General features: G+C 38.0%; 19 protein-coding genes. 6 read left to right on the top strand and 13 right to left on the bottom strand.

Features of this window, described 5'->3' with window-relative positions:
* Window positions 1-63 precede the first annotated feature (63 nt).
* Complete coding sequence (locus V5739_RS07125; protein ID WP_423820191.1) at window positions 64-1620, bottom strand: M20/M25/M40 family metallo-hydrolase; 1557 nt, start codon at window positions 1618-1620, stop codon at window positions 64-66.
* 257 nt (window positions 1621-1877) lie between these two features.
* Here V5739_RS07125 and proC point away from each other — a divergent pair, with 257 nt between their 5' ends.
* Together proC and V5739_RS07135 are read left to right on the top strand one after the other, a co-directional pair.
* Window positions 1878-2684, top strand: coding sequence for a pyrroline-5-carboxylate reductase (proC, locus tag V5739_RS07130; RefSeq protein WP_266069839.1), 807 nt, complete (start codon window positions 1878-1880; stop codon window positions 2682-2684).
* 233 nt (window positions 2685-2917) lie between these two features.
* Entirely contained in the window at window positions 2918-4726 is a 1809-nt protein-coding gene (locus tag V5739_RS07135) for an AMP-dependent synthetase/ligase (protein WP_423820192.1), read from the top strand.
* A gap of 216 nt (window positions 4727-4942) precedes the next feature.
* On the opposite strand, the gene V5739_RS07140 is transcribed toward V5739_RS07135, so the two are convergent.
* Window positions 4943-6075 (bottom strand): IS3 family transposase gene (locus V5739_RS07140; protein WP_423819263.1). Its coding sequence is split into 2 segments (ribosomal slippage): window positions 4943-5814 and window positions 5814-6075, totalling 1134 coding nucleotides; the frame shifts between segments, so codons are not numbered across the junction.
* A gap of 106 nt (window positions 6076-6181) precedes the next feature.
* Here V5739_RS07140 and V5739_RS07145 point away from each other — a divergent pair.
* The gene (locus V5739_RS07145; RefSeq protein WP_423820193.1) at window positions 6182-6823 is read left to right on the top strand and encodes a hypothetical protein; all 642 of its coding nucleotides are present in this window, start codon (window positions 6182-6184) and stop codon (window positions 6821-6823) included.
* Between the two features lie 130 nt (window positions 6824-6953).
* On the opposite strand, the gene V5739_RS07150 is transcribed toward V5739_RS07145, so the two are convergent.
* Together V5739_RS07150 and V5739_RS07155 are read right to left on the bottom strand one after the other, a co-directional pair.
* Window positions 6954-7739: an EcsC family protein gene (locus V5739_RS07150; RefSeq protein WP_423820194.1), complete on the bottom strand. Its 786-nt coding sequence runs from the start codon at window positions 7737-7739 to the stop codon at window positions 6954-6956.
* An 89-nt stretch (window positions 7740-7828) separates the two neighbouring features.
* A complete protein-coding gene (locus V5739_RS07155) occupies window positions 7829-8911 on the bottom strand; it encodes a PD-(D/E)XK nuclease family protein (RefSeq protein ID WP_423820195.1) in 1083 nt (360 codons plus the stop codon).
* A 621-nt stretch (window positions 8912-9532) separates the two neighbouring features.
* On the opposite strand from V5739_RS07155, the gene V5739_RS07160 reads away from it, so the two are divergent.
* The gene (locus V5739_RS07160; protein ID WP_423820196.1) at window positions 9533-10741 is read left to right on the top strand and encodes a site-specific integrase; all 1209 of its coding nucleotides are present in this window, start codon (window positions 9533-9535) and stop codon (window positions 10739-10741) included.
* Window positions 10742-10850: 109 nt separating this feature from the next.
* Here V5739_RS07160 and V5739_RS07165 read toward each other — a convergent pair whose 3' ends face one another.
* From V5739_RS07165 to V5739_RS07175, 3 genes are read right to left on the bottom strand one after another with little or no spacing between them, the layout of a single operon-like run.
* Window positions 10851-11198: a DUF6527 family protein gene (locus V5739_RS07165; RefSeq protein WP_423820197.1), complete on the bottom strand. Its 348-nt coding sequence runs from the start codon at window positions 11196-11198 to the stop codon at window positions 10851-10853.
* The gene (locus V5739_RS07170) at window positions 11191-12567 is read right to left on the bottom strand and encodes a HesA/MoeB/ThiF family protein (protein WP_423820198.1); all 1377 of its coding nucleotides are present in this window, start codon (window positions 12565-12567) and stop codon (window positions 11191-11193) included. Before V5739_RS07170 ends, V5739_RS07165 begins: the two co-directional genes overlap by 8 nt.
* Window positions 12568-12569: 2 nt before the next feature.
* The gene (locus V5739_RS07175; RefSeq protein WP_423820199.1) at window positions 12570-13529 is read right to left on the bottom strand and encodes a multiubiquitin domain-containing protein; all 960 of its coding nucleotides are present in this window, start codon (window positions 13527-13529) and stop codon (window positions 12570-12572) included.
* Between the two features lie 615 nt (window positions 13530-14144).
* Here V5739_RS07175 and V5739_RS07180 point away from each other — a divergent pair.
* Both V5739_RS07180 and V5739_RS07185 read left to right on the top strand, forming a co-directional pair.
* Window positions 14145-14495: a helix-turn-helix domain-containing protein gene (locus tag V5739_RS07180; RefSeq protein WP_423820200.1), complete on the top strand. Its 351-nt coding sequence runs from the start codon at window positions 14145-14147 to the stop codon at window positions 14493-14495.
* Between the two features lie 33 nt (window positions 14496-14528).
* Entirely contained in the window at window positions 14529-15056 is a 528-nt protein-coding gene (locus tag V5739_RS07185) for an ImmA/IrrE family metallo-endopeptidase (protein WP_423820201.1), read from the top strand.
* 243 nt (window positions 15057-15299) lie between these two features.
* On the opposite strand, the gene V5739_RS07190 is transcribed toward V5739_RS07185, so the two are convergent.
* The 6 genes from V5739_RS07190 to V5739_RS07215 form a co-directional block, all read right to left on the bottom strand.
* Window positions 15300-16415, bottom strand: coding sequence for a hypothetical protein (locus tag V5739_RS07190; protein ID WP_423820202.1), 1116 nt, complete (start codon window positions 16413-16415; stop codon window positions 15300-15302).
* 59 nt (window positions 16416-16474) lie between these two features.
* A complete protein-coding gene (locus V5739_RS07195) occupies window positions 16475-16786 on the bottom strand; it encodes a DUF6730 family protein (RefSeq protein WP_423820203.1) in 312 nt (103 codons plus the stop codon).
* 13 nt (window positions 16787-16799) lie between these two features.
* Window positions 16800-17579, bottom strand: coding sequence for a relaxase/mobilization nuclease domain-containing protein (locus tag V5739_RS07200; protein WP_423820204.1), 780 nt, complete (start codon window positions 17577-17579; stop codon window positions 16800-16802).
* 60 nt (window positions 17580-17639) lie between these two features.
* Window positions 17640-18143 (bottom strand): mobilization protein MbpA, encoded by a 504-nt coding sequence (mbpA, locus tag V5739_RS07205; protein WP_423820205.1) that lies wholly within the window; start codon window positions 18141-18143, stop codon window positions 17640-17642.
* Window positions 18124-18975, bottom strand: a complete 852-nt coding sequence (locus V5739_RS07210; RefSeq protein WP_423820206.1) for a toprim domain-containing protein — start codon at window positions 18973-18975, stop codon at window positions 18124-18126. The genes mbpA and V5739_RS07210 overlap by 20 nt, the downstream gene beginning before the upstream one ends.
* Window positions 18976-19210: 235 nt before the next feature.
* A complete protein-coding gene (locus tag V5739_RS07215; RefSeq protein ID WP_423820207.1) occupies window positions 19211-20467 on the bottom strand; it encodes a primase-helicase family protein in 1257 nt (418 codons plus the stop codon).
* Window positions 20468-20477 lie beyond the last annotated feature (10 nt).

Below are 20477 nucleotides of genomic sequence, written 5' to 3' on the forward strand. Positions count from 1 at the left end.
AAGGACCTTCTGCAGCTTAATACAGATAATCAGGAAAACCTGTTTTCCTGATTATCTTTTTTCTTATTCCACTCCGCCACGGCGATTTGGAGATCGTGGCTCAGGCCATGTCTCCTGTTCTCCCGTACGGGTATTGATTGGTAGTTTGATTTGTTCCCTCGATGCCTTTTCGTCGTCTTCACTCGCCATGTAAGTAAGTACAGCCGTAAGAATAACGTTATTTCTCACGTCGTCAAAAACGATCTTGTCGTAAGTGTCACGGTTTGTATGCCAGGTATAGTTCCAGTAAGCCCAGTCTAAAGCAGTTAGATTAAAAGCCGGGGCTCCTGCTGCAAGAAAAGAAGCATAATCTGACCCGCCACGACCCGGTCTTCCGGGGAAGGTAGTTTGTACATGATCGGCAACCGTATCGGGCACTTTTGAAAGCCAGTCTTCCAGGTAATCATAAGCGTGCAAGAACCCATTCCCGGTGATACGCACCACTCTTCCGGTTCCATTGTCCTGGTTGAATACCGCCTGAATATTATCTACAATTTCCGGGTGATCTTCCACAAATGCGCGTGACCCGTTAAGCCCCTGCTCTTCGCTACCCCAAAGCCCAATAATAATTGTTCTTTTAGGGTTAGGGTAATATTCCTTAAGAATTCGGGCAGCTTCCATCATTACGATAGTTCCGGTTCCATTATCTGTCGCCCCGGTTGCGCCATCCCAAGAATCAAAATGCGCCGAAAGCACCACGTATTCTTCAGGTAATTCGGTTCCTTTAATAGTAGCAATGGTATTGAATGTTGGCACCATTCCCAGTTCTTTAGATTGGGCGGTAACCTTAATTTTAGGCTTGCTTCCGTGTTCTGCCAGCCTGTAAAGCATTCCGTAATCTTCAAGGGCGAGATCAAGGGTAGGAACCTCTTTTGTGTAAGCTCCAAAAACCTTGTTTACCCCAAAACCTTCAGACCAGTTGGAAGTAATCACCCCAACAGCACCGGCTTTTTCAAGTGCAGCAGGTAAAGTGCGGGAGGTATAGCCCATAGTACTGAATTTATCTCTCCAGGCTTCAGATTGTTCACTGCGCTCGCGCTTCATCTTTTCAAAAGAAGCTTCGGTAGCATATTCTTCCCAGTTATAATCGGGTCTTCCGGTTGGCTCCTGCATAGAAATGAGGACAAACTTACCTTTTACCTGTGGCAGCCAGCGTTGAAAAGCCATAGAATCGGAAACTGTTTCGGGCAACGTAATTACCTCGGCGGTTACAGGTTTTTTTCCGGTAGAAGGGCTCCAGGCGAGCTGTCTCCCTTCAAGGGTTTGCAGCCGTGGTTCAAGCATATCAATATGGGTAACGCCGCGTTCCCAGCCGCGCCATTCTCCCCACTTCTGCTTTTCGGCAGGGATGCCCCAGCTTTCAAATTTCTTTACGGCCCAGTTATGAGCATTGTTCATTTGTGGTGTTCCTACCAGGCGTGGCCCAATACTGTCCAGCAACTGGTGCGCTAACTCCTCAAGTTTCGAATTTTGCTCGGCCTCCTTTACAATATTCTGTATAACTTCATCTTTTGATTGTGCAAATGAGAAGTGAGCCGACAAAAGCAGACACAGGGTGAATAATCCTGAAAGTTTTTTCATGCGTGTAATAAGTTTTTAAGATCAGTTTTAGCCAAATATATCAATAAAATCAACGACTTTCCCTTCGGAAGCTTTTCTACTACTGACGGATTTTCAGGTTTTTGACGATATGTCGGTCACTTCAGAAATAAAACTCCACAAACAAACTCCTTGCTATCAGCGAACTACGCCATGACAGGCAAAGAATTTCAGAATTAATTTTATTTAAGGCTTGTCCTGTACAGTCTTTGCACAAACACTACAAAATATTAGAAGTAATGAAAGTTTTAGTTATTGGAGCAGGAAATATGGGCCTCACTTATGCAGAAGGCATGGCCTCATCAACATTTTTAAACCAGCGTAAGCTCATGATTTACGATGTCTCGCCAGATAAAATTGTTTTGCTGAAGGACATGGGGATCTTTGATGTACACGAACAACTGGAAGATGCTTTACCCCAGGCCGATCTAATCTTTATTGCTGTAAAACCATACCACAGCGAGGAACTATTTGAAAGAATGAAACCGATGATGAACAAGGAGCAAATCGCGGTTTCCTTAATGGCGGGAGTTACCATTGAGACTATACAAAATGGACTGGGCATTAAAAAAGTAGTAAGGTCAATGCCTAACCTACCGGCCCAGGTAGGAAAAGGAGTTACCTCCTACACCGAATCAAAAGAAGTTTCGAGAATAGAATTATTGATGGTGAGAAACCTTCTTGACACTACTGGGGAATCTATTCATGTGAAGAACCAGAACTTTATTGATGCCTCTACCGGAATTTCGGGAAGTGGACCTGCGTACGTATTCTACTTTATGAACTCTATGCTTGAAGCGGCCTTAAAAATGGGCTTTTCGGAGCACGATTCAAGGGTACTTGTAAGCCAGACTTTTGAAGGAGCGGTAGAACTCTTTAACCAAAATGACCTTTCCCCAACCCTGTGGATGGATCGCGTGGCCTCAAAAGGTGGTACTACAAGGGCAGCGCTAGATTCTATGGATGACAACAACGTAAAAGAACTGATAAAAGAAGCCGCCTACGCCGCTTTTGACAGGGCAGTAGAACTGGGAGAAAAAAGCTAACCAATTTTCCCCTTTTGACAGGTATATGAAGCCGGAATGTGAGTAACATGACCGGCTTTTCTTTTTCCTGAATTTACCTGCGGAAAAAGAAATGAGGCCCAGGCAAAAAAAGTACCTGCTTCCCGTCCTAATTGTAGGATTAAGCAATATTTTTGCACTTCCCGAATAAGTCACAACAACAGAAGATTTTTTTCGGCTATTTTCTGCAATAAAAGATTAGTGAGGATTGACATATGGACCAAAACACAACTTCTATCGAATTTCCGAAACGCCTGTTTGACTGCCTTAGCTTTCAGCTTGAACATTTTCCCCTCCCCGATATGCTTGCCGCTAAAGAAAATGGAACATGGAGAAAATACAGCACCGCCGAAGTAGGACAAAAAATTGAGCAGATAAGTGCTGCACTCCTAAAAATGGGATTTTCGGGAGGTGACGGAAGCATAGAAGGTAGAGATAAAATTGGCATTATTAGCCAGAACTGCCCCGAGTGGATCATGGCCGATATGGCTATTCAACAAACCGGAGCATTATCTGTACCGGTTTACCCCAACATTACCAACCACGAACTGCAATTTATCCTGGCTGATGCCAATGTGAAAATGATCTTTGTAGGAGACACCACACTCTACCAAAAGATCGTTGAAATACGCGAAGAGCTGCCGGCTTTAGAACATGTTTATTCTTTCAAACCAGTTGCCGGAATTCCGCAGCTAACCGATTTGATGATCAATGTAACGCCTCAACTTAAACTGCAGGTAGCCCAGAGCAAAGATGCCGTTAAAGAGACAGATCTTGCGACCGTTCTTTACACTTCAGGAACAACGGGAACTCCAAAAGGCGTTATGCTCTCCCATGGTAACATTGTAAGCAATTCTCTGGGGGCTGCCCATGTTATACAAGAAGTGGGGGTTAAACACAAGAAAGTATTAAGTTTTCTCCCCCTCAACCACGGCTTTGAAAGAATGGCAACCTACTGCTTCTTTTACAGCGGGGCAGCGGTGTACTATGCCGAAAGCATGGAGAAGATCTCAGAAAATCTAAAAGAAGTAAAACCCACGCTTTTCACCACAGTTCCAAGACTCCTGGAAAAAGTTTATGAAGGCATACTTGCAAAGGGCAACGAACTTACCGGAATAAAAAGAAAACTCTTTTTCTGGGCTTTAAAACTGGCCGAGGAATTTGAGATCAACAAACCCAAGAGCCTGAGTTATAAACTTCAACTTGCCGTGGCCGATAAACTTATCTTTAGTAAGTGGAGAGATGCCCTGGGAGGAGAAGTGAAATCTATCATCACGGGTGCGGCTGTATGCCAGGTGCGGCTGTTAAAGATCTTCACTGCCGCCAAAATCGTGATACAGGAAGGCTATGGTTTAACCGAAGCCTCTCCCATTATCAGCGGAAATCGCTACAATGAAAAGAACAGGATGTTTGGTACTGTGGGGCCACTTTTAAAAGGTGTAGAGGTTAAAATTGCCGAAGACGGTGAAATTCTTTGCAAAGGTCCTAATGTAATGATGGGTTATTACAAACGTTCCGATCTCACTGCAGAAGTGATGGAGGGCGAATGGTTGCGCACCGGCGATATCGGAACATTTATTGACGAAAAATTCCTGAAGATCACCGACAGGAAGAAAGAACTGATCAAAACCAGCGGCGGAAAATTTGTAGCACCTCAGCCCATTGAAAATAAGATGGTAGAAAGCCCATGGATCGAGCAGATCATGGTGGTGGGAGAGCTACAGAAGTTTGTGGGTGCGCTCGTTGTCCCTGCGTTTGAAGCTCTTAAAAAATGGTACCTAGAACAGGACAAACCCTATCCGGGAAATGAAAAGGTGTTGGAAGACAAGCACGCAAAAGAATTGATTGGCGCCTCTGTAATTCATTTCAACAAGCATTTTAATCCGGTGGAGCAGATCAAGAAGTTCCGGTTGATCCCTAATGCCTGGACTATTGAAGGAGGAGAGTTAACACCCACCCTTAAGCTGAAGCGCAAAATGATCATAGAAAAGTACCAGGAATTCATCAAGTCTATTTATAATTAGTCGCGTCTGACTACCACGCAAACCTAACAGGTTTTAAAAACCTGTTAGGTTTTTCCTGATCTTAGAAGATTAACTTTTCTACCTAACAACTAGACCTCAACTGCCTTCTACTTGAAAAAAATTGGAGAACAAACAAGACCTGTTCAGATTAACCACAATTTTTGCCTAATCCCCAACTTTTGTTCTTGATCCACTATATCCGTCTGTAAGCTCCCCCTAATTAGAACTGCTTGATGATATAAAATTATTGTTTTTGGTTTTATCTGTAGTTGCTATTAGAGAATTAAATTCTGCATATTCTATTGGAGCCATTTTTCCTAATGCATCGTGAGGTCTTTGATTATTGTAATCATCCATCCATACCTGTGTTTGTTCTCGTACCTGATCCAGATCTTCAAAAATGTATTTATTTAAAACTCCTCTTCTATAACTTCCATTGAATCGTTCAATAAAAGCATTCTGTGTAGGTTTTCCTGGTTGGATATATTTGAAGTTGATTCCATGCATCTGACTCCATTCTGAAGCTATTTTAGCAATAAACTCAGGACCATTGTCCATTCTTATTTTCTGAGGTTTTGTTCTTCGATTAATTAGGTGGTTTAATACCCAAATAACTCTATTGCTGGGCAAGGAAAAATCTACTTCTATGTGAAGTGCCTCCCGGTTATAATCATCAATAATAGTAAAGGCCCTAAACCTTCTTTTATTATCCAGGACATCTGTCACAAAATCCATACTCCAGGTATGATTAAGGGTCTCAGGTACTTCTAAGGGTTCTTTTACTCTTGCTGGTAATCTTTTCTTCACTTTACGCCTTAAGCTTAAGCCAAGGTTTTTATAGACACGATAAACTCTTTTATGGTTCCACGGCTTTCCTTCCTTACGCAGTCGCTCATAAGCCATCCAAAAACCTTCCTCACTATACTTCTCTGCCTTTTGCTGTAAGGCTTCTTCTATGGGTTTATCATCTTTAGGGAGAGGTTTATAATAAAACACACTCTTGCTCATTTTTAAAACACGGCACGCCCTGCTTATACCGTAATGAGCAAGTTCTTTAGCTATGGTTCGCTTACGGCAAGGCTTTAGAGCTTTTTTTCGATGATCTCTTTAGCCATCTCATGATCCAAAGAAAGGGTGGCATACATTTGCTTGAGTCGACGATTCTCTTCCTCAAGTTCTTTGAGTCGCTTAAGCTCTTTGCCATTCATTCCGCTAAAACGTTCTCGCCATTTGTAAAAAGCAGCGGTGCTTACACCATATTCACGACTTATCTCGGCAGCTGTTTTACCGTTATCGAATTCTTTGAGGATCTTAGAGATCTTCTGTGGAGAAAATTTACTTTTTTTCATACTGTTTAAAATTAAGAATTATTCTACTTTTAAACAGTTCGGTTTTAAGGGAAGCTTACAAACTTATGTTGGAAAAACACTTCACACTGCTAACAAAACAACTTTAATGGTTACCTCTACATACCCGCAATCAATAGAAGAATTCTGTAATATTTTCCCTCATTTTAGGCCAATATATGACTATAAAGTCAGACATTATATACTAAGGGATCATACAAATCTTGTTCTTAATCAGTTTGATAAATATTTTTCCAACCGGTTTAATGCTAAAGAGAGGGAATTAATAAGATTCTTCCTGATAATTCATGACATCGGGAAACCCCGAGCTTTTGAGGAAGGTGATATAAGTATTCAACATGACCACAGTATTAAGATAATAAAGGAATTTTGGTTCAAAATCTCAGAATCTCAGAAAGATTTAAATAAGGTTCTACTATTATTAAAAGGTGATTATATAGGCGAATACTTTCAAAACAAACATGACGTTGCTTTTCTATCTGGATATATATTAAATGGCTGTAAAAGACTCAGTACAACTCCGGAAAAATTATTAAAACTTTTCCTGGTTTATTATCAATGTGACACAGCTGCATATACACAAGATGCAGGTGGTTCAAAATTCCTGGAACATCTTTTCTGCTATAAAGATGGAATCAAAATATTTGACAAGGAAGAAGGCTTATTTAGGTTCTCATGTATTTATTGGCATAGATACCTTAAAATCAAAAATGAAATACTCAGGTGGTGATAAAGAACTAATAAAAGAAATTTATTAGTTCTTATGTGGCTATACAATCATCATGAACCAAAAAGTATCGATTGAACGAGGCAAAAGCAGTACAAAGTACTGCTTTTATTAATTGCCTGAATTTTAGATTTTAAATCTGTTCGTATTCCCGTTGAATTACCTCTGAACCGTATTTTCTTTCCAATTTTCGAACAATAAAATGACCTTTGGCCATGTCTTGAAAATGATCCATAAACAAGGTGTTAATCAAGGCTCCACCTGCTGCCCCGACAAGAGGAATGGCCTGAGCGGCTACTTTCTCTGAAACTTGAATACTGAATCTTTGAGCTATGTTTGTCAATAATTTGATCAAAACTGGAGCCCCATCTTCAGCTAAACCTTTTGTAAGCATATGTTTTGATGCGGCGGATACCGATTGTGCTAAGACAGTCCTGACAGTATAATACCCGCTCTCAGTGGCATTATCTTCTTTGCTTGGTCCACCTAAAGCTAATACTGTAAGACAAGCTAATTTTGTTTCTTGGTCTGAAATCGATTCTCCTTGAGCGCGCGCAGTTTCGGCAATAGACCTCAGGATGATGCCCGTAGAAATTGGCAGTTCTATAGGAAGAGCTACTAAACCAAAAAATCCTCCAACACCCCCTGATGCAAAAGCACCCAATTTGTGCAATTTGTTCCATGATTGAGTACCTGGTTCCTTTTTCATTGTGAAAATAGCTCCTTCAGCAGCTTTTAGCAAAGCAGCTTGGGTTATTTTTCCTATTTTAGAATTTACATCTTCGGGTAACCGTTCAAATCCTTTTTCAAGAGGTTTACCAAAGTAATTCATGATTACTGCTGCTAATCCGGGATTCTCCAGAATTTGCTTCGCTTCTTTTAATTCCTTTATGTCCGCGTGGGAAAGATTTGTATTCATTTATATGATATATTATTTTGATGTCCAATTTAATCCTCTCATACTCAGCATTAGCTTTCGTATCTGAGAATGTTGGATAAGAGACATCCTTAGTGAATAACTTGGTGACCTTGTGCTATTTCGCCCGTTGTCTCCGTCTTTTCGTATTCTTTAGGAGACGTCTGAATAACTCGATCTAAAAATTTCCTATATTTCTTTATATTATTGACAACATCTTTAGGATCAATTGTACTTTCTTTTTTTCCTAGCCAGTTATGTCTTTTTACAATAGCAACTGTCATATAATTTCCATTTCCGAATTTTCTCGGCGTTTCGATTTCCACTAGGTTTTCTTTTTCGGCTTGCTTCATAATAAGTTGATGCAGGTCATTTCTTACAGCACTTCTTTTTCTTTCTGAAGAAAATTCAATGTCTTCAGGATGAGTGGAAACTTTAAAGCACAGTTTGCCTTCTTCAATCTGCACATAGGCAGGGTAGTTTCCCCATTGCTTCCAATTCACAATGGCATTCCAAAAGCCACCCGCAGGATTATTGACGTAATGCCAATTAACCAGATGAATTTCTCGCTCAAGAAACTGAAAAAATCCCTGCCAATCATTTCCATCCCAGTCCCCAATTTCCTTTTGTTCAAATTGATTATTTATTTTTTCGAGTCGTTTTAAACGGTTATAAAAGTCAATAAATATATCATTGCTGCACTTCTGATACTTTGTCAAGATCGCTAGAAAATCCTGTCTCTGAAAAACAGTATAACCTTTATCCATAACTTTTTTCAGATTTCGCTTAGAGTCATTACCCGTCTTAAGATAGATACAAATAGGCTCTAAGTAATCATTTTCCACACACCAGATAGTGGCAGATTTTTGATATCGTTCTAATTGGTTGGAATGAAATGAAGAGACCGTTTTGTCTTCAATAATAATTAAATATTTATTATTGATTTTGGCTCTAACATCAATATTATCCCATTGCCGGTCGGCGACCACAGTATTAATCTCTTCCTCAAAATCAGGAATTTTAGTTTGGATAAGTTTAGTTATAAATTCCCGTCCACATTTATTAAGAAGTGGATCTACAATTTCATATTGTTTGTCTGAATACTGTAACAGCCAAGTGATGAAAGCGTCCTGATGTAGTTCCTTGGTTGCAATGTCAAAAATGTTTGGTTTCATATGGTTGGTAGGTTTAAAAAAATATTAAAGGTCAATAGTAAAATGAAAGATTCGTAAACCTAAATATTTTCTTCAAGCTTGAGGTAGTTTTTTCCAAATCCTTTAGGGAATCTTGTTCTTTTTCCTGGATCTTCTATTCGCAATATTTACTGCTCTTAATTTAAAATCATTCGGGATCTCATATTAAGTTAAACCTCAATACAAGAATAAATAGAGGTGACGACAATCCATGTCATATAATATTTTATTTATTTGAAATCGTGGAGAAAGTAAAGAGGTGATAGGATATGGTCTGTGTAGTCATAAATAGAGTAGAGATAATTAATTCATTAAAGAATAACACCAGAAAAAGCGACACAAAAAGTGACACAGTTACCATATGAAAAACCGCAACTACCATAATATCAAGCAATTGCGGTTTACTTCTGTGGTCCCACCTGGGCTCGAACCAGGGACCACCTGATTATGAGAAGTTGAATTTGCTTTTCTTGTGGTTGCTTTTATTTTCTTTTGTTCTGATTATAAGCATTTTATGATTTTTTCCTTTGCACCTATTTTCATTTAAACTACCTTTAAAAGGCAATTTGTTGTACCTATGTTGTACCCGTTTTTTAGAATGATATGATAAACGTCAGGATAGTTTTACGAAAAAAGATGCTTTCAACAGGAGAGTTTCCAGTCTGCCTCAGGGTGACAAAAGACCGCAAAACAAAATACTTCAAAACCATTTTTAATGCCACCGAAGATGAGTGGAATTCCGCAACAGGAAAGTTTTCTAAACGGAACAATAATTACCTTCAAAACAATAGGCTCCTAATTAAATTTCAGGATCGGGCGCTACAAATTCTTGGAGAATTAAAAATTGAAAGCGACGATTTCACTTTAGAGGATTTTGAGAAAAATTATCGAGAGATTTCCAACCCTATCCAGAGTAACGTATTTACATTCTGGAATGAAATTATTGAAGAAATGACACTGGCTGGAAGAATGGGAAATGCCAGAATAAATCGGGAGGCCTCTAAATCAATCCTAAAGTTTCATGGATCTAAAAATCTAACCTTCAAGAACATTACTCCAGCTTTTCTTAACAAGTATGAAGTATACATGCGATCAAGAGGCGGTACCGATGGTGGTATAGGAGTTCCTATGCGTGCATTACGAGCACTTTATAATTGTGCTATCGAACGCGGCCTGGTCAAAGAAAAGTTTTATCCATATAAAACCTACAAGATTTCAAAGTTAAAAGGTAAGGGTTCAAAAAAAGCATTAAACATGGAACAAGTGAAGAAGATAGTTTCACTTGACCTTGAGAAATATCCCTGGTTGACCAACAGCCGTAATTTCTTTGTGTTTAGCTTTTATACCAGAGGAATGAACTTTGCTGACATGATGAAACTCGAGTGGAAGCAAATTGATGATGATAAAATATATTATACTAGATCAAAAACCAAAGGAACCTTCATCATAAAAATTGTTCCTCCAGTACGAGATATACTGAATTTTTACAGAGAACAGAAGCGAGATACAAAGTATGTCTTTCCAATTCTCTTACACGATAACCTTTCCCCCTCCCAGATTGCCAACAGAAAACATAAAGTACTTCAACGATATAATCTTCAGTTGAAGGAAATTGCTGAAATCTGTGGGATTAATAAAACTTTGAGCAGTTACGTAGCCCGGCACAGTTTTGCAAATTGTATGAAGCAAAGAGGAGTGGCAACGGATATCATCAGCGAATCTTTAGGCCATCAGAATATGGCTGTTACTCAAGCTTATTTGAAAGAGCTTGATAGTTCTGTTTTGGATGAGGCAGTTGAAACGCTGCTTTGAAATTTATGAACTAAATTAATATAAAAGCTAAATTCCTAGAGGGAAGAGTATCCCTCTAGAAATTTAAGGCAGCACAGCAGGTAGAATGCTCCTATAACATGCTTTCTCATTAGACTATGACAATCCTATTGTTCTTAATCCAAAAATGACTTTTGCATTGGAATTTTCGATTTACAGAAGGAGTTAAGGATTGATTTCCTAGCTTGTCGTGCAAATATGTCCAACATGGTTTTGTATCCGGTATCAGATTAAGCATTATAGTGTCTTTACATCCACACGGACATTTCAAATAGGCAAACCAAAGATCTTCCATGTCTGCACCTTCTAAATAAACTCTTCTTGAGCTAATATCAGAAGGAGCTTCATTCACAAGAATAAATGCTATTTTATTAGGATAACATAGCTTATGGAAAAAAACACTAAACTTTCGCGACCATTTCAACAACCATCTAATCATAAAGCTGAATATATCCGTGAACACCAAATCCTAGGCTAGATTCAGGAAAAAATCTTGATTCGGTAAGACCAACTTCCTCTTCCTCAATAGCCCAGTCTGTAATATCTACACGGGTTACTTCGTATTGGCTAGGAACACTAAATCTATATGGATGAATTCTATCTAACATGTCTAGGACAGCTAAAGATGAATGCATCATATTGACACTAATGACAGCTGGACTGGTTACGTTGGCATTTTCAAAATACGCTTGCCTGTTTTTATACTCTTCAGGAGAAATCCTTTTAAGCTCTTCCTCTTCCATTCTGGCCGGTGAAATCACCTTTCTTTCAAGCAAGGATTTTGAACCCGGGTAAACGTAATGGATATTTCCAGCTATTGAGTCAATCCCTCCACTTCCGTCGGCGCTAAGTTTAACTCCGATATCAATGAACGGTACAAGATAATAATGACCAATTAGGTTCATAGCGTGTCTTCCTTCAGCAGAATCAGTACAACCAAAGGCAAAATCACAGGAAGCTACCTCTTCAACCACTTCTTTACTACTTTGTAAATATGAGTTTAATGCAGTAACCCGTGTTCCTAAACCAATTTCGTCTATATGCGCTTTAATTACGCTTACCTTTGGCTTGTTAGCTTTAGCATCTGTTAAGTTCAATCCCAGAATACGGTTCAAATTTACGACATCTCCAACGTCCGGATCAACTAAAACTAACTCTCCAACCCCTAATCTTACAAGTTGCTCTATGGTAGGGCTTCCCGTTCCAGAGCAACCTATAACGGCCACTTTCATCTGCTTCAGCCTGTTAATTGTTGCCTTGCCAAAGGCTTGTTCATTTCTGTCCATCGCACCCAAATATTCATTGCCGACAGAACTGGGAAAATAAGTAGATTTACATAAATTACTTCCAATAATAGAGAGTGAATCAAGAGGCTGAAACTTTAAGTCAGATTCAATAACCCTTCCTTTGAAGGTACCATCAGAATACATAATCACACTACTATGAATTAAATCGTTATCCAACCAACTATATACTGATTCAAAAAAACGCTTATCAGAGTCATCGTCAAGTGCGGAGAAACCAGAATTTTCCCTGGGATGAGAATGAAATTTCACCAGGGATAAATTTTGGCGCTTAGCCTGATCTACAAGATTCTCAATATCTGAAAATTTCCAGTTGACATAGTTTGCTGCCCTTTCACATTTCTCGTATGGGAGTAGAAATACCTGATTAAGCATAAAAAAATCGTCACCATTGTGGCTCAATGTACCACACAAGCCGAATGCTACAGCTTCAAGCCCATCTCCATTATGAAGATGGGACTTAAGCTTAGAATGCTGTTTCTCTGTCATTCTAAATCTAAACATAACTATCGCTTTTTAAATTCAGATTCTAAACAACTGGTAGCAAGCATTACCTGAGATTCCAGATTATCTATCTCAGGGTTCCAGGGGTTAGAAGATGTTCTATGTCTTGACCATCGCTGATAGTTTTTACCTTCTAAGGTAGTACTAGTCAAAGCCCCTATGTTTTTAGCATCTTTTCTGGAAAGGGCAGGATTAAAGTAAAACATGTCTAATCTGCCCAAAGGATAGTTATTTGGAATCATTATTGCCATATCAGCCATCTCCACATTGTAGCCTTTTGGCACCTTGAATTGTCTAAACACTACCCAACAAGTATTACCATTCATTATAAATTCTACCTGTTCGGAATATGATTTAATAAAGGATATATCATCAGAAGTGAGTTGTTTAAAGGGTTCTGCCGTAGCAAAACCCTCTGTACAATCCAATGGTACTAAAACAAATCTTTCAACACCTCCTTCCGTCAAGTCAATTGATTCATCTAGCCCTACCATCTTTTTCCCAGATTTTGTAAACATTCTTACACCATTATTATCTGGGGATTTGCCGGCTAAAAGAATAATTTCTCTACCGGTGATTACTTCTTTCTCTACCGTATATTTATCCTTGTTGATCTTAATAAGATACTTAAAGGTAATTATTGGATTTACTCCTTGGCAAAAACAATCATGAATATCAATTGTCTCTTGCTCATAAGGTAGTATAATGAAGCGTTCAATACCGCATTCAGTTAAATTGACTTCTACTTTGGGCCCTACAAGTTTTTTGCCGTCATGAACGATCATTCTTATGAAATGTGTCTCAGGATTAGTTCCTACCATTTCATGAAGTTCTTGTCCGGTTAATACTTGCTGCCTAGTTCTATGCTTCTCTGTGTTAACATAAAACTCATATTCATATGCTATTTCTGGCTTTACACCACTACTATAGCATTTCTTCAAATTAATGACTTCTTTCTCCATTTTAGTTTTTTTTGGAGTTTAATTGTATGATTTTGATGTTCTTTACTGTATGTCCTCCCAAAGCGGACTTAGATTGATATTGGGTAATAAAAGCACTAATGCTGACTAATTAGAACAACAGAAATAGTACTAGCTGAACAGTTTAACAGAGAATTCAGAAATCGTATTGAAGAAATATGTATATTTGTATTGCTACACACAAAATGTTTACATATTTAAACATTGAAAATCTAAAGGCTCGGTCTCGGACTGGGCTTTTATTTTTTATATTATCTGATCTTATACTCTACTCTTTTAATTTATGTTTATATTCTGTAGGTTTCAGAACTACAGACGACACAAATATATAAAAATATCTACTACATCAATCTTTTTGATTAATTTTTTTTAAAAAAATTTAATGTCAAGTATAACCAACATAAATTTGACTGTTACTTGTTTATTAGATACATTTGCACTATCTTTAAAATATACAAGATCCCTACTTAGTACTTTATGGTATACACTTTGAAGTAAAATACAATGAATTGTTTCCGCCGTCATTTATAAAATTATTTTTAATACTATTTATACTACCCTTAATAAAGCTATTAAAAGCGATAACTGTAAAACGATATGAACGTAATCAATAAAGAAAGTTTTTACGAGTTGATTGGTTCCGCTATTAAATCAAGAAGGAAAGAACAAGGATTGACTCAAACGGAATTGGCCAATAAGGCAGGTATGAGCAGAACCTCAATTGTTAATATTGAAAATGGAAGGCAGTATCCGCCCGTACATTTACTTTGGGAACTTAGCCAAGTTTTGGACTGTGGTCCAGTGGATTTTTATCCTAATTCTTCTAAAGAATTTTACGACAATCACAATCAATCTGACATTGCAAAAGAAATTAGAAGAGTGTCTAAGAACAATGACATTAAGAAGGAATCTTTATCAAAAATTACTTCCTTCATTAATGATTTCTAAAGTTTATTTATTTTCACTCACCAAACAAACAACATGAGAGTAGAAGAAATTGAGAAAAAGGCTTTTCAATTATTGAAAGAACATGATCATTTAAATGCTCCTATAAACATTAAGTCTTTAATCAAGAAGTTAGGGATTAAATTAAGTCCTTATGATTTAGGAGAAGATGTTTCTGGTGTTTTAGTAATTGATAAAGGAAATTACAAAATCGGCTACAACTCCACAGAATCACTTGTGAGACAACGGTTCACGCTGGCCCACGAAGTAGGTCATTTTGTTTTACATTGTGAAGACAAAGAAGAAGGGCTTTTTGTGGACAATACTAAATACATGTTCCGTAAAGGAAGTCCTAACTCTAAAGAATATAAAAGAGAAATGCAAGCTAATCAGTTTGCTGCGGCTTTACTAATGCCAGAACAATTGATTCAAAAGCAAATAGGAGAGTGGGAAAATAGAAGTTCTACAGATCATGAGTTAATTAAAGAATTGGCAAAGAAATTCAAAGTTAGCGAAATAGCGATGACATTTCGTTTAAATAATTTGAGCCTTTTCTATTCCTAATGTGATAATACCGTAACAATTTAACGCTAACCTCCTGATAAATACGATCTATTTTGTCTTCTGTAAGTCTAGGATTAATTTCACCTATTGATTTCCGAAATAAATCAGTAAAAATATTCATATCCACATCCCACTCTACTTTCTCAAAGGAAGAATCTCGAAAGTTAGGTTTTTTTACAAACTGCAAAGTTTATGTTGAAACTCAGGAATAGTGATGATAAGGCTATTTCGAATTCTAACGGGTCAAAAAAAATCATTAGGATTGACACCTTCTAGAATGTCATCCTTTTTATTCAACGTTGGATCCAACCAGTCTGCTTTATCTAATCCGAATTGAATAAGATCTTCAATCTCTGGTTGTGATTCACTTTTCATTGAGGAAACCTTGGACAAATAATTTAAATACTCCCTTAGCTTTTGCGCTTCATACCATTGCCTGGACTGAGCAATAAGATCTTTTAATTTGTTTACTTCTGCTTCCCGAATTTCAGCTCTTTCTTGTTCTAGCTTTTCTTGAACCCGTCTTTCTTTTAGTATTTTATCATTTATAGTTTTAAGTCGAAATTTCTCCTCAGCAGCAATTTCTAGATAGGTTATTATCTGTGACAGTTTTCTTTCTATAGGAAGATTTTCTGATTCATTCCATTCTTTTCGGGCAGAATACTCTCCAGTAATTAAGGTTATTAGACCTAATGGCTCAAGTTTGCTGCTTTTCCATCCACTTTCTTCAATGATTTGAATGCGTTTTTGTTTTTCCCTGAAGCGTAGTACTAGTTCTATACCATTAATTACAATATATGATCGGTGATAGATGAAGGAAAAGGTGTGTCCCCTGGCTTTAATGGCTTCAACCAGGGTGTGGATAATTCTTAGAGATCTTGAAAAAATCTTTTCAGAGGCAGAAACAGAAATTTTTCCGTAACTGTATCTTTTTGTGAAATCCCAAATCCCATTTTCCTTTGGATGATCAACTGGCAGGAAGGATTTCGTTGCAGATACTATAGGGTCTAACTTTCTTGGAAGTTTTTTGGGAACCTCTAAATTCACCTTAGGATCATTCTCAATTTCCAATTTTCTTTTAACAAAGTAACTTAAAGTTCCTAAGTCTCTTTTATTGCCTTCTTTTCTTTTGTAAAGGCTAATTGAATCGGATTTGTCGGAATTTGGTAAGAGGATTGGTGGAGATTCTTTTCCAAATCTTTTCTTTGACCAATGACCTTGAGGTGGTAAGGGAATTTGATGACTTTTACATATTTTTTTAAAACTGTGGTAAGAGACAAGGTATTCTTCAGTAATTTCTTTTAATGACCTAGAAACAAGGTTGTACAATTCTTCTCTTGTAAAGACTTTTGATTCCATATCCCGCTTATTTTATTTAATGCAATTGGTATCAACTCAATTCTAAGGAAGCCGATTTATTAATTCAACAAAAAGTATAAAATTATAACACAGGAGCAAAGGTTGATTACAAAACCGACCGCCACCAAAATTATCCCTTTTCTAAAATAGCTCCTGATATCTTTATTCATTGTTTCTGAAATTACAAGATATTTTTTATTCTGAATAGTACTCTGTTCTATACCCTGTTTATGCTCCGTCAATAATTTCTTCAAATTTTGCAGATCCAGTTGAATTTTACTTTTCCGAATCTCCTCCAGCTTTTTTACTGCCTCTTCAAAATCTTTAATTTCTGAAATTAACAATTCTGATAGTTCTTCTAATTTGGTCATGATCTTCTGATTTTTAGTATTCTAACCCTTGGCTTATTATTCTCTTAATTACATGTTTAGTAATGCTGACAGCCAACCGATCAGACAGTTGGACTGCTTTTCCTGCCATTTTCAGCTGTTCATGCTCTTTTAAAAACGTTTTAATTCCTACTTGGGAGACCATGGATTTCCCAATATTTCCTCCACTCATTGATCTGTGGATTTCACTTCCTTTGAGGTTATAACCATCAAATTCAAACCGAAAGCCCTGTAACTTGTTAGCTTTGTTGATGCAGGGAATAACTTTTACACCGTTTGTTTCCATTGCCTTTATATATTGATCAAAGCTCCGGGGTTTGAAGTTTTTCATGGTGATATCGTGTCGTCGCTTGATCTCTGCTCTAATATCTTTCAAATTGATTTCCTTCTCAACCTGAAGCTGTCTAACGGTTGTTAAGTTGTAATACTCTGCTACTTTTTCTGCTGCCTGTTGGCTCCTCTTCCCGATAAAGCTGTCTTTATAAGCATTCCCGTTAAAGTCAATGCGGTTCACGTAGAGGTGAATATGCAGGTGTTGCTTGTCCCGGTGTACAAAGGCTATTGCCTGCCGCTCTCCCAGGTTCATCTTCTCCATAAAGTTGCTACATATCTTGTCCAGTTCTTTTCTTGCCAGGGCTTTTCCGTCATTCACAGTAGGACTCAGTACAAAAGACAGGGTGTTCTTTTTGCAGTTGGGGTTCTGCTCCTGTACAAACCTAAATTCCCGGGCTATCTCTTGGGGGGTTTCTCCCACCAGGTGTTGCCGGTATACCACTTTTGCATCTTTCTCCTGGTTCCAGCCGTAGGATATGGGAGATCGCTTTTCCTTTCCCGATCATTTCTGAAATTTTTGAAGTTGTTGTTTAATCTCCTCTGCTAGGGCATATACTGCTGTGCTAAGGCGTGGATCCTTCTTCCGGAACATATTACCGATCGACTTGAAGTTGTTGTGAAACTTATTGAGGGTTTTTAACCCTTCAATATGATCATCTGAAAGCCGTTCTTTAATCTCCAGGTCAAATACGGCCCTTCTGCAAAATTCACTGACGCTAAGCCTGCTCCTTTTGGCTTTGATGTACAGCAGCTTCTTCTCATAGACGGAACATCTAAATTTTACGAATTGCCTTTTTGCCTTAAACATCTCTTTTTTATTGCGACCACCGGGAGCAATCATTTTTGTGCCCACAGGCACACATCTTGAATTGGAATCCGAATCAATAGATGAATGTTCCTCTAAAGAAGTATCTATGTGGTCGATTGGAAGATTGTTGACAGTGGGATCCAATCCGGATAAATCAATTACAACAGGTGGCTTCTCATCAAGATTCTTTTCTCTCATAGCTCAGCATACTATTAAGGTCCTTAAAATCTTTATAGAGATCACTGCCATCTGTGGTATTGGAAAACAGGGTTAGTAACTCCTCGGCAGCTGTTCTTCCGGCCGGATCGTTATCCAGTAAAAGCATAACTTCAGCATAGGATGCAATTACATTTTCAATACTTCTGATATTGCTGAGGGAATTCAGCACTATGATATCTGAGCTGCAGAAAAGTTCCTTATCCAGCACATTCAAGGAAAGGAAGTCGAACATCCCCTCCAGAATAAGAAGCCTTGAAAATCCTTTTTTAAAAGAGGAGATTGTTTTGGGAGAGGTGGAACATTTGAAATACTTATTGCGCAGTTCCCACCCGTCGGCATCATTTTGTAACCCGAGGGAGAAATAGGTTTTACTGTTCATGCTATGCCATACTTCCCTACAGTAGTTTTGTGCCAGATCCAGAGGAATCTTTCTTGAGTGCAGGTATTGAACAAGAGCCGGATGAGAAATAGGCTTTACCTCTCTTATGTGGTGTGGATTGTTTTTCTTCGGAAAATCTTCCGGGCTAAAAAAAAATTGGGTACTATCCTCAATGGACATTACGGCCTCATAGGCCGAGCAGTTATTTAAAACCATGATCAGATCAATAACAGAACCTCCTTTTCCCATACCGAAGTCATACCACAGGTTCTTACTCAAAGAGACGCTGAAAGATGCTTGGGTTTCTGACCGCAGGGGACTCAGAAACCAAGCTTCTTTCTCCGATTTTCTGGTGGGAAAGTGCCCTAATTTTGCAAGCGTTTTTACGATGCAAACATTACGGGCTCTTTCCCAGCTCAAGGATGTTTCCATTTCTTTTTTTTATTTACTTCTAAAACAAGTACTTCTATTGAACCTATTATTTCTCATCATTTTTATTCGATGAGCAAACGATGAGAAAATGATGAAGCCGGGAACCATTGGTTTTACTCGTTTAAATACTTATTATTCATCATTTCAGCTAAAAAGAAAGAAATACTAGATATCTTTTTTCTTCTGCTGATTTTTTTAAATATCTGTCTTTCGGAAATTACTATCCGGAAATCCTTCACATACTAGCCTCACAGGAATCATCAGACTTCATCATTTCATCATTTTTAAGGCCTTCTGTGAAGTTCTTTAGCAGGAAGGATTTTGTGATGGTGTAATAACGTCCTTTAGCATCCGTCAATCCCAACCCTCCTTCATTCCAGATCACCATCTTTTGATAGCTAAGAGAATTGTCCTGGTTATTTAATTTCCAGTCTTTCTTTAGGATCTGCCGCAATCGGGTGAGGTCGGTCTTTACACGTGTTCTGTTTAAAACCTGTAAAGCGTCCAGAGGACACATATTTACTTCATCCAAATCAAAAGTATCCATCACGTTGAGAAGCATACTTACTAGTTCTTTCTCCACAAGATTTCGGGTGTTTTGCATGAGGTTTTTTAAAGCAACGGTACTAATCTGTTCCGGTGTGAACCACATACGGGTCCGATGAGTAGTGGCTAACTCCCGATTTTCTAGAAAATACAGAAATGCAGGAATTTCATTCACAAGATGCTCAAGGAAATCAGTTTCTTCATTCTTAAGAGAAGGTATTTTTAGAACCCAGAAGCGGGTTTCTTCACTGTCGATCTTTATAAAACCATCTTCATTATTACTACAAAGGATAAATTTCCCGAAGAATTCTACCTCACGTTTATCCTTGCCCTTGGCCTCCAGTTTATTAAAATTGGTGGTACTTAAATATTTGATCCTTTCTGTAAGCTCTTCTTTGTTAAACAGTACTTCATCAATGCAAATAAGAAGTTTGTTTGCCCAATCCACATTGAACTGGCTACTGAAATTGTCATTGGTTAAATAAGTCAGGTTGTTTTCAAACATTGCTTTTAGCCATTTTAGAAAGGTCGTCTTACCGGTAACCCTTTCTTTTGATACTAAACATAGAATAGGTAACACCTGTGTGGGATTAGAGTATAACAGCTGCAAATAATCAAGCCCGAGTTCTACTTGCCCCCCAAAAATGTGTTTCATAAAACGAAGTGAAAAATCTATAGTTCCTTTCTTAGGATTATAAGGCAATGGAGCATAAGTGTTGTAAAATCCATGACATTCCTGTTGGAAATTTTTATGCCCTGGGATGCAAGTAAAGCCGTCATATTTTTTTATAGTGCCAATAAAAGATTTTCCGTGATCATTACGTAGAGTCTCAATATTCCATGGAACCAGGATTTTATTAAAATTACCGGAGATGGTGGGCAGTTGCACTATTTTATAGTAACAGGTGGCTATTTCGGAAGGACCGTGCCACTGATTTCGGTTCAAACAGTGCCAC

Source organism: Salinimicrobium sp. TIG7-5_MAKvit (genome assembly GCF_049569215.1).
Lineage (GTDB): Bacteria > Bacteroidota > Bacteroidia > Flavobacteriales > Flavobacteriaceae > Salinimicrobium > Salinimicrobium profundisediminis.

What these genes read in the sequence shown, in the direction of transcription:
- V5739_RS07125 (WP_423820191.1), bottom strand. Translation starts at nt 1,620, where the DNA reads ATGAAAAAACTTTCAGGATTATTCACCCTGTGTCTGCTTTTGTCGGCT.
- proC (WP_266069839.1), top strand. Translation starts at nt 1,878, where the DNA reads ATGAAAGTTTTAGTTATTGGAGCAGGAAATATGGGCCTCACTTATGCA.
- V5739_RS07135 (WP_423820192.1), top strand. Translation starts at nt 2,918, where the DNA reads ATGGACCAAAACACAACTTCTATCGAATTTCCGAAACGCCTGTTTGAC.
- V5739_RS07145 (WP_423820193.1), top strand. Translation starts at nt 6,182, where the DNA reads ATGGTTACCTCTACATACCCGCAATCAATAGAAGAATTCTGTAATATT.
- V5739_RS07150 (WP_423820194.1), bottom strand. Translation starts at nt 7,739, where the DNA reads ATGAATACAAATCTTTCCCACGCGGACATAAAGGAATTAAAAGAAGCG.
- V5739_RS07155 (WP_423820195.1), bottom strand. Translation starts at nt 8,911, where the DNA reads ATGAAACCAAACATTTTTGACATTGCAACCAAGGAACTACATCAGGAC.
- V5739_RS07160 (WP_423820196.1), top strand. Translation starts at nt 9,533, where the DNA reads ATGATAAACGTCAGGATAGTTTTACGAAAAAAGATGCTTTCAACAGGA.
- V5739_RS07165 (WP_423820197.1), bottom strand. Translation starts at nt 11,198, where the DNA reads ATGATTAGATGGTTGTTGAAATGGTCGCGAAAGTTTAGTGTTTTTTTC.
- V5739_RS07170 (WP_423820198.1), bottom strand. Translation starts at nt 12,567, where the DNA reads ATGTTTAGATTTAGAATGACAGAGAAACAGCATTCTAAGCTTAAGTCC.
- V5739_RS07175 (WP_423820199.1), bottom strand. Translation starts at nt 13,529, where the DNA reads ATGGAGAAAGAAGTCATTAATTTGAAGAAATGCTATAGTAGTGGTGTA.
- V5739_RS07180 (WP_423820200.1), top strand. Translation starts at nt 14,145, where the DNA reads ATGAACGTAATCAATAAAGAAAGTTTTTACGAGTTGATTGGTTCCGCT.
- V5739_RS07185 (WP_423820201.1), top strand. Translation starts at nt 14,529, where the DNA reads ATGAGAGTAGAAGAAATTGAGAAAAAGGCTTTTCAATTATTGAAAGAA.
- V5739_RS07190 (WP_423820202.1), bottom strand. Translation starts at nt 16,415, where the DNA reads ATGGAATCAAAAGTCTTTACAAGAGAAGAATTGTACAACCTTGTTTCT.
- V5739_RS07195 (WP_423820203.1), bottom strand. Translation starts at nt 16,786, where the DNA reads ATGACCAAATTAGAAGAACTATCAGAATTGTTAATTTCAGAAATTAAA.
- mbpA (WP_423820205.1), bottom strand. Translation starts at nt 18,143, where the DNA reads ATGAGAGAAAAGAATCTTGATGAGAAGCCACCTGTTGTAATTGATTTA.
- V5739_RS07210 (WP_423820206.1), bottom strand. Translation starts at nt 18,975, where the DNA reads ATGGAAACATCCTTGAGCTGGGAAAGAGCCCGTAATGTTTGCATCGTA.